Annotated in this window: 11 protein-coding genes and 1 riboswitch; of the genes, 9 read left to right on the top strand and 2 right to left on the bottom strand. The window is 54.4% G+C overall.

Features of this window, described 5'->3' with window-relative positions:
* Positions 1-193: 193 nt before the first annotated feature.
* Together RJP21_RS06990 and RJP21_RS06985 are read right to left on the bottom strand one after the other, a co-directional pair.
* Positions 194-3,901 (bottom strand): X2-like carbohydrate binding domain-containing protein, encoded by a 3,708-nt coding sequence (locus RJP21_RS06990; protein ID WP_310858664.1) that lies wholly within the window; start codon positions 3,899-3,901, stop codon positions 194-196.
* A 507-nt stretch (positions 3,902-4,408) separates the two neighbouring features.
* Positions 4,409-5,329 (bottom strand): helix-turn-helix domain-containing protein, encoded by a 921-nt coding sequence (locus tag RJP21_RS06985; RefSeq protein WP_310858663.1) that lies wholly within the window; start codon positions 5,327-5,329, stop codon positions 4,409-4,411.
* A 250-nt stretch (positions 5,330-5,579) separates the two neighbouring features.
* Between RJP21_RS06985 and RJP21_RS06980 the strand changes: the two genes are divergently transcribed.
* From RJP21_RS06980 to RJP21_RS06940, 9 genes are all read left to right on the top strand, one after another.
* Positions 5,580-7,379 carry a class I mannose-6-phosphate isomerase gene (locus RJP21_RS06980; protein WP_310858662.1) on the top strand — a complete coding sequence of 600 codons (1,800 nt, stop codon included), beginning with the start codon at positions 5,580-5,582 and terminating at the stop codon, positions 7,377-7,379.
* Entirely contained in the window at positions 7,372-8,283 is a 912-nt protein-coding gene (locus RJP21_RS06975; protein WP_310858661.1) for an ROK family protein, read from the top strand. Before RJP21_RS06980 ends, RJP21_RS06975 begins: the two co-directional genes overlap by 8 nt.
* A gap of 171 nt (positions 8,284-8,454) precedes the next feature.
* On the top strand, positions 8,455-10,911 hold the full coding sequence (locus RJP21_RS06970) for a glycoside hydrolase family 38 N-terminal domain-containing protein (RefSeq protein WP_310858660.1): 2,457 nt from the start codon (positions 8,455-8,457) through the stop codon (positions 10,909-10,911).
* Positions 10,912-11,280: 369 nt separating this feature from the next.
* The gene (locus RJP21_RS06965) at positions 11,281-11,919 is read left to right on the top strand and encodes a YhbD family protein (RefSeq protein WP_310858659.1); all 639 of its coding nucleotides are present in this window, start codon (positions 11,281-11,283) and stop codon (positions 11,917-11,919) included.
* A gap of 2 nt (positions 11,920-11,921) precedes the next feature.
* Positions 11,922-12,638 carry a hypothetical protein gene (locus RJP21_RS06960; RefSeq protein ID WP_310858658.1) on the top strand — a complete coding sequence of 239 codons (717 nt, stop codon included), beginning with the start codon at positions 11,922-11,924 and terminating at the stop codon, positions 12,636-12,638.
* A gap of 32 nt (positions 12,639-12,670) precedes the next feature.
* Positions 12,671-13,411 carry a cytoplasmic protein gene (locus RJP21_RS06955; RefSeq protein WP_310858657.1) on the top strand — a complete coding sequence of 247 codons (741 nt, stop codon included), beginning with the start codon at positions 12,671-12,673 and terminating at the stop codon, positions 13,409-13,411.
* Positions 13,412-13,435: 24 nt separating this feature from the next.
* Positions 13,436-14,965: an MDR family MFS transporter gene (locus RJP21_RS06950; RefSeq protein ID WP_310858656.1), complete on the top strand. Its 1,530-nt coding sequence runs from the start codon at positions 13,436-13,438 to the stop codon at positions 14,963-14,965.
* A gap of 110 nt (positions 14,966-15,075) precedes the next feature.
* Entirely contained in the window at positions 15,076-15,231 is a 156-nt protein-coding gene (locus RJP21_RS06945; protein ID WP_201452213.1) for a hypothetical protein, read from the top strand.
* A 46-nt stretch (positions 15,232-15,277) separates the two neighbouring features.
* Positions 15,278-16,024, top strand: coding sequence for a 4'-phosphopantetheinyl transferase family protein (locus RJP21_RS06940; protein ID WP_310858655.1), 747 nt, complete (start codon positions 15,278-15,280; stop codon positions 16,022-16,024).
* Between the two features lie 163 nt (positions 16,025-16,187).
* Positions 16,188-16,288: riboswitch (cyclic di-GMP riboswitch) on the top strand.
* Positions 16,289-16,387: the final 99 nt, after the last annotated feature.

The following is a 16,387-nucleotide window of genomic DNA, read 5'->3' as shown; positions in this document are numbered from 1 at the left end:
ATTACAGTTTTACTGGTAATTATTAAACAAAGCTGAATTTCGTTATGGAATTCGGCTTTGTTTATTTGATTCAAGCATTGTTGGTTTTTCTCACCAATTATGACAACACACATTTTCTTTCAGTGGGGCACAAAAAAGAGACCCTCCATGAAGGGTCTCCTTTGCCAAGATTCGGTCCGGTTTGTGCCGGAAGTTACTCGATAAAATGAACGGCGTGCAGAAACCGTTTCAGCATTGCTGCCGCTTGAGCGCGGGTTGCATCGTCGGCCGGCGCGAAATTGCCGTCGCCCATTCCTCCGATGATGCCCGCTTGAACGATTTGCGACACGGAAGCTTGCGCCCATGGAGAGATCGCGTCTTGATCTTTAAACACGGCAAGCGCTTGATGATGATCCGGGAGGTTATTTCCCTCAGGCGTCAGGCTTAACGCTCTGGCGAGCATGACGGCCATTTGCTCCCGGTTGATCCGTTCGTCCGGCATAAAGGAGCCGGTTGTCATGCCGTCGACCAGGCCGGCCTTAACCGCCGCTTCCACCGCAGGCGCATACCAAGCGAATGACGGCACATCTTCAAATCCGCCATAAGCCCCGTCCTGTTCGTTCGATAAGCCGAGCGCGCGGACGAGCAGGGCAGCGAACTCGGCGCGCGTAATGCTTTCATCCGGAGCAAACCGGTCTGCGGAAACGCCGTCCACGATCAGCCTTGAGGCAAGCTGCTCCACATCTTGCTTGGCCCAATGGGCGTTCATATCGGTAAATGAACGGTTATCGGTTTCGATGACGGCGAAAGTGCTATGATGCAAGGCATTTATCATTGTTTCATTTTTTTCGCTGCTTCTTAAGCTCGGACGGCTTGGAACATACGAAACCGTGTTGGAGCCAGGGTCATAATAAACGGCAATGACCGTGCCGTTTTTCGTCCCCTCATTATATACAAGGCCTCGGGTGATCGCCTTGCCGACAGAGTCGTTTAGTTGGACGGTTTGACCTTTGGCCGAGGCCGTTACTTTGAAATCCACGGCATGGCTGAGCATCCGGAAACCGAACTTCGTGCCCAATAGTTCCAGCTTCTGTTTGACAGAGTCGCTGACCTGTGCCATGGACGCTGTGATCTGTAAATCGGATACCGCAACACCCAGGCGTTTAGCCGCGCCGTCTAAATTCAATGCGTTAAGTTGGAATTCCAAGCTGGATTCGTTCAATTCAACGCCTATAGCGGCATTTGGATTCGTGCCCGCGATCGCCGCAAGAGGCCCTCCGGGAAGCTGTACCTGAACGGATGGCTCCGAGTCGTTTGCTTTTATGATGATGGTGCTCTTTGAAGCATCCTTCAACAGTCTATGGGCCTGATCGAGGATCTCAGCCGGTACAATCAGTTTTTGCGTCATTGTCCCGTCTGCCGCCTTTTCCTTTATGAGGGCGGAGGTGTCGGCGAAAATGGCGACACTGCCGGTTGGCTCCAAAGCGACTTGAAATTTCGGCAGGACGGTTACCGTGCCCGTTGTCGGCCTTGAATCAGAATTATTATGGCTGCCCGAAGGCGTAGGCGTCGAATCGGATACGTGAATAGTCATCGTTTGAGCCGCTCCGCCGCTGAACGTAAAGGTCAAGACCGACGTACCTGTCGGCTGCGCGTTCAAGTAGGCCTTCGAAATCGTAACGGTGTCGCCGGACAACGTGTAATCGATACCTGGCGTAAGCGGGGCTGCTCCATTGGCGATGCCGCTCAGCGTATTGCCGTTTAATGTCAACGTTGTCTTCACATCGGCGTTGTCCGTCGCCCCGGCATACTTGTCAAAGGTTGCTGCCGAAGGATTGATCGCGCTGTTGCGAGGCGTCGAATCGGATACGGCGATGGTCATCGTCTGGTCCGCTCCGCCGCTAAACGTAAAGGTCAGCAGGGTTGTTCCCTCCGGCTGCGCGTTCAAGTAGGCCTTCGAAATCGTAACGGTGTCGCCGGACAACGTGTAATCGATACCTGGCGCAAGCGGGGCTGCTCCATTGGCGATGCCGCTCAGTGTATTACCGTTTAGTATTAGCGTCGTTGTAACATCAGCGTTGGCCGCCGAGCCCTCGTATTTATCGAAGCTGGCGACCGCGGGATCGATCGCGCTGTTGTCAGGCAATGGCACGATATTCGTTACATTGATTTTTTGCACGGTTTCGTTGCCTGCCAGGTCTTTGGCGTACACGGAATATGTACCGTTTCCGGCGGCGGCAAAGCTCTTGGGAATCAGGATATCCGTTCCCGCGTTCGCGAATGCGGCGGCGTTATTGTCCCCCGGAAGCCACTTCAGGCTGGCCAGAGCATTCGAATTCCCGTAGGTCTCTACCGTAACCGTCATGATGACAGGGTCCGTCGTTGGTCCTGTCGTCGATGGATGGATCGAGACGGATGGCGCATCCGGCATGGTGACCGTGATACCGATCGGGTTTGTTTTCTCTGCCAGGTATAGGCCGTCCCCTTCATATGCGGCTGTGACATGATGAAGTCCCGGCTGCAAGGAGGTCAGTTTCAATTGGGCGTAACCTTGGTCGTTCAGCATGACGTTGCCTAATGGCTGGTTTCCTTCACTAAAGGTGATGCTGCCTGAAGGTACGCCGAAATCTCCTGTCACGGATCCCGTAAACGTGATCGGCTCAAGATAAGTGGATGTCGTCACCGACGAGGTGAGCGATAGCTGCGGCTTCATGGGGATTTTTTTCGGCGTCATTTGCGCGCCGCCCCCGAAAGTATTGTCTCCGAGGAGATTTTGCTTGCCCCAGGACCACAATCGTCCGTCCGCGTCAAGTCCATAGGATGCTCCGTAACCTCCATAAACGGAGACGAATTTGACGGGAGTTCCGTTATCCAAGGCCTGCACTTTATGGGGAGCGGCGTTGACGGTTGTGCCATCCCCTAGCTGTCCGGAATCGTTAAGACCCCATGTCCACATGCCGCCATGCTCATCGAGTGCCAGCACATGCTTCAGTCCCCCGGAAACCCGGACGAATTTGACGGGGGTTCCGTTGTCCGTTATGGAGAGCTTGGTTGGAATCCAGGTTTCTGGGAGACCTTTATCGCCAAGCTGGCCTTTATCGTTGCCTCCCCATGACCATACGTTTCCGTCCGTATCGATGGCCAACCCTAAAAACGGGCCCGTCCCATAAGTGGATCCCGTAGAAATCGATTGGAACTTCGCTTCTTGGCCGCCGTCTATCAAAATATGCTGCGAAGGACGATAGTCGGGCTGAAAAAGGGTCCAAAGGCGCTGCCGGGAGTCGAGCGCGATCGCAAGCTCGTCATTCCCCTCCAGGGCATCAAAGACGACCGGATCGCCGTTGGCGTAGGTTAACTGCTGTTGGGTTGGAACGGTTGGATCGGCCGTATACGTTCTTTGTCCCCATATCCATAACTTGCCGTGAACGTCCAGGGCAAAAGAAGAAGAACGGGTAGCGGCAATGTCTTTAAACTCGACAGGGGCCCCTCCGTCCGTTACGTCGATCTTTGTCCAGTTGATCACATTCGCCGTTGTTTGGCCTAGTCCCAACTGCCCTAGCACGTTTTGCCCGGCCCCCCACAATCGGCCATTGCGGTCCAGAGCTATCGCATGATTAAAACCGGCTTTGATTTCCTTGAATGACACCGGTACCCCGTTGTCCACTACATTGATTTGAAGAGGGGTGTAAGAATCGGACGTTGTTCCGTTACCGAACTGACCGGAAAGATTGGAGCCCCATGCCCAGATCCGGCCGCCCGAATCCAGCGCCAACGTCGTATCCAGTTCCGTCGCCACCGAAGTGAACATCAAACCCGCTCCTGCTGCTTCCGCCTGCGACGGTTGAAGGAGAGACAAGGGGGCAAGCAGCAGCATCAGGCACAGCAACGCAGCGATACGGCTTTTCATAAACGTTTTCTTCATCGTCATTTTCCTCTCATATAGTCTCTTGCCTATGCATAAAAGAGTTTGAGTACTGAAAGCCCAAGATTCGTCGAGCAAGGCGAGTTTTTATCGTCCTAGCACCTCCTTTTCGATAGCCTGCCTTTACGATTTTCTGAAAAATATGGAAAGTTTCTAAAACGCTGCTCGTTTGCGCACTTCCTTCCCGGTTTTATGGACGTCCCTCAACCGTTTGCGGCTCCATTGCCGGTGGCCTTAAGGACGGCATATATCAATACGTACACATGATTAATATATCGTCTTCCCGAGAATCTCTCGATAGATTTTTGCAAAATCCTATTAAAAATGTCGTCAATAGGCGATCCGCATTGATTCAGGGAAGCGATGCATACGTACCGCAGAGTGAAAAGGCTGACCCTGATTCATCATCCGGTATCAGCCTTTTTAATTTATATCGTGTTTTGCGAAGGTCCGAATCATCATTGGCGCTGCATCGGGCAAAGGTTCTTTTTTGCGGGGAACATGGCGTTATTCCGTAAAATGAGATTTTCCGGAACGTCCCTCCGTAAACTGCGCGCGCCTGAATTTGGCGGGGGATACGCCGAGCTTTTGGGTGAAAATCCGGGTGAAGTAGTGGACCGATTGGAATCCGCACCGGGAAGCGATGTCCTTGATGGACAAATCCCCGTGTAACAGCAACTGCAAGGCGAGTTGGACCCTGTGTTCCTGGATATAGTGGACAAAGGTTTGGTTCGTATGCCGTTGAAACAATCGCGTCAGATGCCGGGGAGAAATATGAAGATGGCCCGCGACCTTCGGCAGCGTCAGCTCTTCGCTCAAATTGTCGTGAATAAACAGCTTCGCCTGCCGGAAAAGGATGTTTTCTTCCCAGGCATGATCTGCAGGGTGCGGCAAAACGCTTTCCCGTTGAGGCCCGTGAAGGGCCGGAATGGACAGCAGCAGGGAAGCGGAGGCGTGCTTCAGCAAGGCGGGGACGACAGGTTTTTGTTCATCGAAGATCGATATGACCGTTTCCCATAAATGGCCCAAAGGTTCGGCATCCGCGCCGTACACGACGGGCTTTGCCCGCTCCATAAGCAGGCGATAATCTTCGACGGCGCTTGCCCCGGTGCGCTCCCCATCCACCTCGAAGGCCACATAGACCAGCGTGAGTCCCGCGACGCTTCGGATTTGATGCCATATGCCGGGCAAGGACAGGAAAGATGTCCCCTTGCTGATCGGATACTCTGTGCCGTTATCAATGTATGAACCGCTGCCGTCGACGACATAACAGGCTTCGAAAAACGAGTGGCGATGCAGGGCATTGTCGAAATGTTTGGGCATAAACCCCCAATAAAGAATCGAAAGACTGAAGTCCTCCGTTTCGATTCGGGTCAGCTGACGGTTGCATATGTGGTTGGCTTTGCGAAAGCTGGTTTCGATGGACATGAGGAAGCTCCCCTAAAATGTATTCGGAAAGGCGGCGCATTGGGTTGGTCCGTTTATTGCAAAAGGATGGCCCGTTCATGCAAAGACGCCCGCAAGGTCCTTTTGTACAATGTTACACGAGTTCGTTTTCGTTTGAAATACGGCAGTCCGGATGATCGCGCAAAAAGAAAAGGAAGTGGGAACGCGGCGCTTGCGCCGGATGCCGATGTGAATTTTGATCGAAAGAACGGGTGGGAAAGGAAGGAACGATATGTTTGAAAAAAGACCGCTGAACCCGGTTCGTCAAGCCGTGCTTGAAGACGGGATTCTGCAAGGATACGAGGCCGTGCTGGAGAGGGCGGTTTTCCAAGCGCATGGCAAAAGCGGCTATGTCGCCACGCTTGCGATCGACGGGACGCACGGGGCCGACTTTCAGGCGCTGCTGAGACGCTTGATCCCTTACGCGGAAAAGCAAGGGTTTCGTTTTGCCGCCGCGGATACCTACGGTTATTTGAAATCGGGCACGGAGCTCCGGAACCACTTTCGGCGGAACATCACCGATAACCGTGCTTTCGGGTATATCGCGGAAGGGAGCATCGAAGAATATTTCGCGAACGATGCGAGGGAACGCTTTGCGGCATACGCGGCAGAGGTATCGGAATCCGCAGCGGAGCCGACGCTGTTCGTCGTTTTTGGCCCGGGCGCTTTATGGGTGTGCGACGGCCGCTGCGATGCATCGATGTATCTCGACGTTTCCCGGGAGTACCAGGAGAAAGCCCATAAACAAGGGCTGCTGAATTTCGGGTTCGCGTGGAACGCGGATGCCGTGGAAGCCTACAAAATCGCTTATTTCGTGGAATGGCCGCTCTTGGAGGCTTATCGCAAGGAACGCTTGGAAGCCTTCGACCTGTACGTCGATATGAATGATCCCGACCGGCCCGTCCTGCTGACGATTCGCGATCTGCTTGCCGTTATCCGCGATGTCGCGCGTTATCCGCTGCGCGTCAAGCCGTTTATGATGCCGGGCGTATGGGGCGGGCAATACATGAAGCGGCTCGCGGATTTGCCGGAGGACATGGTCAACTGCGCCTGGAACTTCGAGCCGATCGCGCCGGAAAATTCGCTGCTCGTGACGTATGAAGGGCGGGTCGCGGAAATTCCGTTTTTGCTTGTGATGGCGTATGCCCATCTGGAAATGATGGGAGCGCGCAACGTCCGCTTGTTCGGCGATTATTTCCCCGTGCGGTTCGACTACCTGGACACGATGGACGGCGACAATCTCTCCTGCCAGGTTCACCCGAAGCAGCCCTTTATCCGGGAGCGGTTCAACGAGTTTATGGAACAGCAGGAGTCGTATTATGTCATGGAAAAACAGGGCGATGCCAAGATCTATCTCGGTTTGACGGAGGGATGCGCGCCGGAGGCGTTTCGCGAAGCGGCCGAACGTTCCCAGGTTACCGGGGAACCGATCGCATTCACGGATTTCGTGCAGGAATGGGCGAGCGAAAAAGGCGGCTTGTACCTCATTCCGACAGGCACGGTCCACTGCTCGGGAAAGGACAATTTCGTGTTGGAAATTTCCGCGACGACCTGGTGGTTTACGTTCAAAATATACGATTACGCGCGAAAGGATCTGGACGGCAAGCCGCGGCCGCTGAACGTCGATTACGCCTTCGAGAACATCGATTTTTCGCGAACAGCGGAGTGGGTACGGAAGAACCTGATCCCGGGCCCGATGCTGCTGGGAACCCAGGGAAGCAACGAGGAATACGTGCTTGGCGAAAGGGAGGATCTGCTGTTTTACGTCAACCGCATCCATTTGAACGACCGTTGGGAGGATGCCACCGGCGACGAGTTTGTCATGCTGAACCTGGTCGAAGGGGAATCCGTGCGGATCGTTTCGCTGGAGGACGAAGCGGTATACGCCGAGTTTCGTTATGCGGAATCCTATATCATCCCGGCTTCGTTTGGCGCCTATGCCATCGTTAATTTGGGCGAAGGACCGTGCAAGCTGATCAAGGCGGGCGTTTCGAAATCGTGGAACATCAGCTTGGTGGATGCGGATGAATGAAGGCGTGTTGGCTTTTGATGTCGGCGGTACGTACGTGAAGGCGGGCATTGTGGGAATCGACGGGAGCTTGTTCGAGCCTCTCCGTTCTTTTCCCGCGAGATCCGGCGATCCGAAGGAGGCGCTGCTGCGGTATTTTTCGAAGCTGGTGGCGACTCAGGGGAAGCGGATTCCTGACGGATGCGCCATTCGGGGCGTAGGGCTGGCTTTTCCAGGCCCTTTCGATTATGAACGGGGGGTCTGTCTCACCCGGGGCTTGAACAAGTTCGAGGCTTTGTACGGTGTCAATCTCAAGGAGGAATTAACGGCCAGAATCGCTGCAATTCCGGAACTGGAAGGGAAATGGAGCGGCGCCCCGGCGGTTGTTATTGAAAATGACGCAGCTTTGTTCGCGCTTGGCGAATACGCTTTTGACGCGGGAAGGTCCGGGATAAGGACGATGTATCTAACGATCGGTACGGGGCTTGGCTCCGCTTTCTTAAGCCGCGGTAAGCTGGTCAAACGGGGCGTCGGGGTTCCCGAAGGCGGCTGGCTGTACCGGATCCCCTACCGGGACGGCGTGCTGGACGATTATATTTCGCGCAGGGGCATCGTCCGGCTTGCCAAAGAGTTGGGGATCCAAGGGATGACGTCCGGAGAAGAGGACGTGAAACGTTTGGCGGAGCGGGCGTATGCCGGCGAAGCGCAGGCCGTGCAATTGTTCAACCGTTTTGGCGAAAGGCTGTCGGAGGCGCTGCTTCCCTGGCTCCGCTCCTTTCGGCCCGATTCGGTCGTGATCGGCGGGCAAATCGCCAAATCGGCGGACCTGTTCGTTTCAGATCAGCTCGGCGGCGTTCCGGTCCGAATTGCGGCGGATACGTCGATAAGCGTCCTCAGAGGGGCAAGCCGGCTTTTTGTCGACATGTAGGGTGCAGTATTCGCTTCAGTTTCTCCGATTCTTTGAATGAAATTTGGTATGAGATGCTTAAATTTCGGCTCAACATCATCATTCGTGATTTAAAAATAACGAGAGTCACGGAAGGGACGGGATCGGTTCTTCCGATTTTATTAAAAAATCTTCATGATAGGAGAGGTACTCATGAATAAACCAACCCGAAAATGGCGCATGTTTGTGATTCACCATTCGCATACCGACATCGGTTACACCGATCGGCAGGAGCGGATCGAGCAGTACCACGTCGATTTTATCCGCCAGGCCGTCAACATTTCCAAAGACATCCGGTCCGGAAAACGCGAAGAATGGAAAGGGTTCAAATGGACCTGCGAGACGTTTTGGGCGGTAGAGCGGTTTTTGAAGGAGGCCGGCGGCGAGGAACAGCGGGATTTTGCGGAGGCGGTGCGGCTGGGAGACATTGAACTTTCGGGCACCTACCTGAACATGACGGAGCTTGCCGACGAGGACTTGCTTCGTTCCATCCATGTCAAAGCGGCCGCGTACGGGCGCTCCATCGGCTGTCCTGTGGACTCGGCGATGACCGCCGACATTAACGGCTACAGCTGGGGTTATGCGCAAAGCTTGCTGGATGCGGGCATATCGCATCTGTTTTCATGCATTCATACGCATCACGGCATGTTTGCGCTGGGCCGCAAGCAGACCCCGTTCTGGTGGGAAACGCCGGACGACAGAAAGCTGCTCGTATGGAACGGGGAGCATTACATGTTCGGCAACGAGCTGGGGCTGTGCCCAGACGGTGTCGGCAGCTACATGATCCGGGACGAATTCCGGACGCCGGCGATCGTGGACAATCGGGAAGAGATCATGAAAACGCGCATCGAACGGTATTTGTGCAAGCTGGAAGAGGAAGGATACCCATACGACTTCGTTCCTGTCATGGTATCGGGACTGGCGACGGACAACGGCTCGCCTAACGGCGAAATCGCGCGGGCGATTCAAGCGTGGAATGAATGGTATGGGGATGGAATCGTATTGGAAATGTCCACGTTAAGCCGGTTTTTCAGCCATTTGAAGAAGCAGGAGGCGGAAATTCCGGTGTACCGCGGGGATTGGCCGGACTGGTGGTCGGACGGGGTCGGCTCCACGCCGATGCAAACCCAATTATTCAGGGATGCCCAGCGGACGCTGCGGAAGGTGAAAAGCTTGGACCCCGGGCAGCAAATCGTCAGCATCCAGGAACTGGCCGACATCGAGCAGGAGCTTGTAATGTATGCCGAGCATACATGGGGATTTCACGCCTCGGTGCATTCGCCTTGGCACTGGAACGTGCAGATGCTCGAAGCCCGCAAGCTTGCCTTTGCGGCGAACGCCAGCCGCTTGGCGCACCGGGCGTTGGATAAAGTGCAGCGCGCTTTGGGCGGGTCTCTGCTTCATCCCGGACGCCCCTTCCGTTACCGGGTGGCCAATACGGAGCGGCATGCATTAAGGCAGCTGGCGGATTTCGAATGGGACGGCTTCGAAAACGAACGCTTCAAGGACGGCATGGAAGTGGTTGACGAAAGCACGGGGCAGGTTGTTCCCCACCAACCTGGCGTTCAGTGCGCCACGGTTGATGTGAATCTCATGTCCGGGGAACGGAAGCAATACCTGATCCGTCCCGCCACAACGCCGCCAAAGGCAAAAACGACAAGCAACGTCAAGCTGGTCGGCGCCGATACGGTGTACGACATCGAGGATATGTACCCTTCGGGCGAGGCGAAGGACGCATGCGTCTTTTCGCAGCATGGCGCTGAATCCCCGTATGTGAACATCCGCTGGAACGAAGAAGGGATCGTATCCTGGGTCATCAAAGAAACGGGAGAGGATCTGATACGCAAAGACCGGAAACACGGCGCGTTTACGCCTGTATATGAAGTGACTCCTGCGGATGGCCCCGTGAATCCGGGAAGCATGTATGCCGTGCGCAGCGCGATGGGCCGAAACCGCAAGGGGATGAACGTCCAGCGTTCCGCGGGTCGGCTCACGAAGGCCAAGGCCGTTTCAAACGGCCCGTTGTATGGAGCGGTGGAGCTGCAGTTTGAAACGCTCGGAATGAGCTGTTATTCGGTATTTCTGAAGCTTCATGCAGCGTCGAGCCGGGTCGACGTCTCCGTTCGTTTCCACAAGGACAGCGTATGGGAACCGGAAAACGTCTATATTTCATTGCCGTTTACTTCCGGAATGCCGCAAGCCGAAACGTTGTGGCTGGATAAAGCCGGAGCGCCCGTCCGTCCGTGGATCGACCAGCTGCCGGGAACGCTGCTGGACTACTATTGCATTCAGGAAGGACTGTCCTATGTAGGAGAAAACCGTGCCATTATGATCGCCGCGCCGGATACGCCGCTCATGCAGTTAGGATCGCTTGAATACGGGAAACGGCTGCTTCATACGCAGCAAAACGAGGAGACGGAACGCCACCTCTACGTGTGGGCCATGAGCAACTATTGGGAAACCAACTTTAAGGCGACGCTGGGCGGGTTTTACGAATTCCGCTATTTCATCGAATGGAGCAAGGACGTCGGGTCGGCGGAAGAAGCGATCGGCCGGTGCCGGGCCCTGAGTGCCGGGGCTGTCGTGTGGCGGACGCAAGCGGACTCATAACATCGGATCGCCAAAATATATTGTAAGGTAGGATTTTGCAAACATCCCAAAAGGTTTTCAATCCAGCGCATATAGAGCGGAGATCGGGACGGTTTCGTTCGCTCGTATACCGGCAGCCGGTAGCGATGGGAGGCGATGTTTGCAGCGTCCTGCGGGCAAGTGGAGCAGAATTCATCATTCTGCTCTTTGTTTTATTTTCGGAGGAGTTCCCTATTTCGGGCGGACCCCGCCGGTACCGAATCGTTCGTTTGAAGCTATCCTTGCTCCTTGGGTTTTAATTGCCGCGATCCGGCAAATCATAAAAAATGTTTTAAACCCATTTACAACGTAACAATGTTATGTTACATTATGAGGCGAGGAGGCGGTGTCATGAACGAAGAGGATCTGATTTCGAAAAAGGAACTGCTGGAGCTGACGGGGATCTCCTACGGACAATTGTACCGCTGGAAGCGCAAAAATTTGATTCCCGAAGAGTGGTTCGTCCGCAAGTCGGCTTTTACGGGGCAGGAAACCTTTTTCCCGAAAGATAAAATCATGCAGCGAATCGAACGCATTAAAAATATGAAAGACGGCCTGTCGCTGGATGAGCTGGCGGACGTGTTTTCCCCAAGCTCGAACGTCCAGTCGATGTCTTCGGCAAAGCTTGTAAAACGTAACATTGTTACAAACATTTCGCTGGCTTTGTTTGAGGAAGTGGCCGGGAGCCAGGAAACGCTGCCCTTTAACGACATTTTGACGGTGTACGTGCTGCAGAAGCTGCTGCAGGGCGGGGATATTACAAGGGATGAAGGCCGGATGCTGATTGCCGTCATGCGGGAGCATTACGGAGCGCTTGCAGCCAAACCGTGCGAGCTCGCACTCGTGCGGAAAATGGGAGTCCCGCTGCTGTTTTTGGCGGAATCCGCGGAGCATGTTTATTTCGACCAGGAAACAAAGTGGATTTTTCGGCTGCCGCTTGCGGCCATCATTGAGGAATTGAAACTGAAATTAAACGAAACGGAGGCATGAGGATGGAAAGAACAGAAATGCGCATTTCCGGGATCGGCAATTCGCAAGGCGGATATTATTCGCATGTCAGGGTGGACGGCATGGCCAAAATCAACGGGGACACCGACTGCATTTCCTTCGACAGCAACGGCACGTTAACGGTGGAGGGATCGCTGCAAAGCGAATCCGTCACGATGAACGGAACGGCGAAGATCGAAGGCCGGGCCAGCGCGAACCGCATGATGTTGGATGGGCTCGTGACCATTAAGGATCAAGCCGTTTGCCATGAAACGCTTTCGGCCAACGGACGTCTGTCGATCGCGGGCGGGCTGATCGGCGAGAAGGTTGAAATCTTCGGCAGTTTGAAATCGGGCGGCGGCGTGCAGTGCGAAACGTTTAACGTTCACGGCGGATTCAATATCGACGGTTTGCTGAATGCCGGAATGATCGACGTCAAACTGAGCATCCCCAGCAAAATCAAAGAGATCGGCGGGGATGCGATTTCGGTGAAACGGTTCAAAAAAGTAAGCGTCCTCGAGCAGTTTGTTCCGGCGTTTTCCGCCCGGCTTCAGGCGCAGGTCATCGAAGGCGACGAAATCGACCTGGAATATACGGAGGCGGATATCGTCCGGGGGAATGTCGTCCGCATCGGCAAAGGCTGCAAAATCGGCCGCGTGGAGTATAAAGACCGGTTGATTCGGGAAGACGATGCGACGATCGGAACGGCTCATCAGATGTAATATGTGTTCATATAACAAGGAGGTACAAACATATGGCTATGAACGGAAATCCAAACGGAACCCGCGGCGATTTGAAAATTACCGGGAACGCCCAATCGGGAGGCGGTTTCTTCCGCAACGTCAAAATCACGGGAGATGCCGTCATCAATAACGATACGGAATGCGAAATGTTCAAGTGCCTGGGCGGTTCTGAGGTGAAGGGATCGTTACGGGCGGGAAGCGTATCCTGCAACGGCACGCTTAAGGTTGCGGGCAGCGTAAGCGGCGGAAGCGTCCGGACGCAGGGCGATCTGCGGATCGGCGGCGACTTGGCGGTTCAAAGCGTCTCCATCTCCGGCGAGTTGACGGTCGGCGGACGGGTATCGGCGGAAAAGGCGAAAATTACGGGGGAACTGCGCGCGAACTCGGATTGCCAGATGGAAGAGCTGTCTGTCCGGGGAATGGTCGACGTAAACGGCATGCTGAATGCCGAGCAGGCGGATTTCAAACTACACGGGCACAGCCGGCTGCGCGAGCTGGTCGGAAGCCAGATCACCGTCAAGAGAGGAAGCGGCATGTCTCTTCTCGGAAGTTTGTTCATGGGATCGGACGGCGTGCTTACGGCGGAAACGATCGAAGGGGATACGGTCGTGTTGGAAAACACCAAAGCAGCCGTAGTGCGCGGACGCAGCGTCACTATCGGCGCCGGCTGCCGAATCGGGCTGGTGGAGTACAAGGACGATCTCAAAAAGGACAGCGAAGCGGTCGTTTCACAGTCCGTCAAAATCGGATAATTTGGGGAGGGGCAGAACATTTTTATGGCTGCTGTGAAAAAGAACAGGCTGGGATTCATCGTTGCCGGGCTTTTGCTCGGCATTTTGATCTCGGCCATCGACAATACGATCGTGGCGACCGCCATGGGAACGATGATCGGGGACTTGGGCGGGCTCGACCAGTTCGTTTGGGTGACTTCGGCGTACATGGTGGCCGAAATGGCGGGTATGCCGATTTTCGGGAAGCTGTCGGATATGTATGGCAGGAAAAGGTTTTTCATTTTCGGGATCGTCATATTCCTGATCGGCTCCATGCTGTGCGGTACTGCGCATTCGATTACGGAGCTCAGCATCTACCGCGCCATTCAGGGCATTGGGGGCGGCGCGCTCATCCCGATTACGTTCACGATCATTTTTGACATTTTTCCGCCGGAGCAGCGCGGCAAGATGTCGGGGATGTTCGGCGCGGTATTCGGCATCGCCAACCTGTTCGGTCCGTTGATGGGGGCATACATTACGGATTACTGGCATTGGCGCTGGATTTTCTATATTAACGTCCCGCTGGGGTTGATCGCGTTTTTCCTCGTCGTATTCTTTTACCGGGAATCGCATGAGCACTCGCGGCAAAAAATCGACGTCTGGGGTGCGGCAACGCTTATTGGCTCCGTGGTCAGCCTCATGTTCGCGCTTGAGCTCGGCGGCAGCAAATATGCGTGGGATTCTTTCGCCATTATAGGGTTGTTTGCGGCGTTTGCCGTGCTGTTTATCGTCTTCCTGCTCATTGAGCGCAAAGCGGCCGAACCGATCATTTCGTACGACATGTTCCGGAAAAGGCTTTTCGCCGCAAGCAGCGCGGCTGCATTGTTTTACGGCGCGGCGTTTATTACGGCGGCGGTGTACATTCCAATTTTCGTCCAGGGCGTCATGGGAGGAAGTGCGACTAACTCCGGACTGATACTACTTCCGCTTACCCTGAGTTCGGTTGTCGCTTCGCAGGTCGGGGGCATGCTTTCCGCCAAAATGACGTTCCGCAGAATCATGGTTTTTTCGGCCGTCGTGTTTTTGCTCGGCATGTATTTGCTTGCCACCATTACGCCTGACACGTCCCGGACCTTACTCACCCTGTATATGATTATTACCGGTTTCGGCATCGGCTTCTCGTTTTCCGTGCTCAGCATGTCGGCCATCCAGGGGATGGAGGCTCGGCAGCGCGGCTCGGCGAACTCGACCATTTCCTTCCTGCGTTCGCTTGGGATGACGATCGGGATCACGATTTTCGGCATCATTCAGCGCAATGATTTCAAGAGCCAGCTGACGGAAAAGCTGGGAGACGCGGGAAAAGCGATGCCTGCAAGCGCCGACCCGCAGCATTTGCTGTCGCCCGAGACGAGGGCGCTCATTCCGCAGCCGGTCATGGAAAAAATCAGCGCGGCGCTGTCGCTTTCCGTCGACCATGCATTTTTATGGGCGCTGCTCCCGGTATTTTTTGCCCTGGTATCGGTGTCGATGATGGGAGCGGGGCGGATGCAGTTCGCCAAAGGGCCTTCGCCGGCGTCGTCGAAATCGAAGGCATAAGGGATCGTTGAACTTATTCTCCATTCCGGTTATTGGTTTCTGGTCGACAAGGGCTCCGGATTGGGTAATACTTGAATAAAATACGGTCAACAGTAGGAGGCTGGTCAAGGATGAAGGTTATCATTACCCAAGAGGAAGCCGTGGAAAAGGGAATTTGGTCCGAAGTCATGGGCATGTTCGGCATGGATGACGAAGATGAGGTGTGGCCGGCCGAGGAATTTATTTTGACCGAGGAGCAGGCGCGCAAGCTCAAACTGATTCCTTGACGGGACATGGCGACGATCGCACGGGAGCGGCAGAAATACGAAGAAGGTGGAAGGCATCGCAACGATATATACCGTAAATCTTAAAGATTGGCAGGATGGGGCGCATATTCGGAGGCTGCTTGCCTACTTGCCCGACGAGGTAAGGACCCGGGCCGCAACATACAGGTCGGAACGGGATGCGGACCGCCAGATCGTTTCGGATGCGCTGAAGCGGGTGGCGGCTTGCATGGAAAACGGTCTTCGTCTCAACGAGATCGAGCTCTTCAGGGATGGTTTCGGAAAACCATCCCTGAAGGGCTTTCCGGACTATTTTTTTAACGTGTCCCATTCCATGGATTGGGTGGTGTGCGCCGCAAGCGCAAAAGGAATGATCGGCGTTGATGTTGAACGCGTCGGCGGCGCCGAAGCGGAAGCAGCCGAGCTGTGTTTCACACCGCGGGAGCTTGCGGAATGGAAGATGCAGCCCCCTGAGAGGAGGGATGCTTTCTTTTATGAGTTATGGACGCTCAAAGAAAGTTATGCCAAGGCCGTCGGCCAAGGGCTTTCGATCGGATTATCTTCGCTGGAAACGATCCGGCATCAAGAGACGGCGCATATCATGCGACAAGGCCGGGTCGATTCCGGGCTGCGTCTGCGGCTTGTTCCGCTGGACCCCGACTACAAGTGTGCCGTCTGCATGCCGGCCGACGAGCGAACGGTCCAATGCCGCCGTTTGTTCCCGGACGAGATGCTGGCTTGCATGAAGTCGTTTGACGGTCATTCAGACAGCGATGTACGGCGCATCTTCCATTGATAACCTATGGAATTTCCCATAATTTCGGGATATAGACACTTATATTACCTCTTTATGGAAAGATCTAACCTGTACTTTATATTTAAACATGATATATTTAAAGTGTATTTTCAGATATTTCATTTTATTTTCTGTAAAATCTGAAATATTGTACTTTGAAAACTCAAGCTAAAGGTAAACCTGCCGAAAGTCAGGGACACAAAGCTAAAGGGGCTTCGAGCGTCAAGATTCCCGATCTTTACGCCATGCCAGCCAGCTGCCGAAGATGTTTTCGCAATCGAAGCAACTCTACTCTCGGCAAGTAGAGTTTTTTTGTTTTTTATTTTTTAACGATCCAAACCTATGAAGAAGCAAAGGAAAGAT

Source organism: Paenibacillus sp. VCA1 (genome assembly GCF_031583795.1).
In the GTDB taxonomy this organism is placed as follows: Bacteria; Bacillota; Bacilli; order Paenibacillales; family Paenibacillaceae; genus Paenibacillus_AQ; species Paenibacillus_AQ albilobatus.
This window is presented reverse-complemented; position numbering and strand designations above follow the sequence as displayed.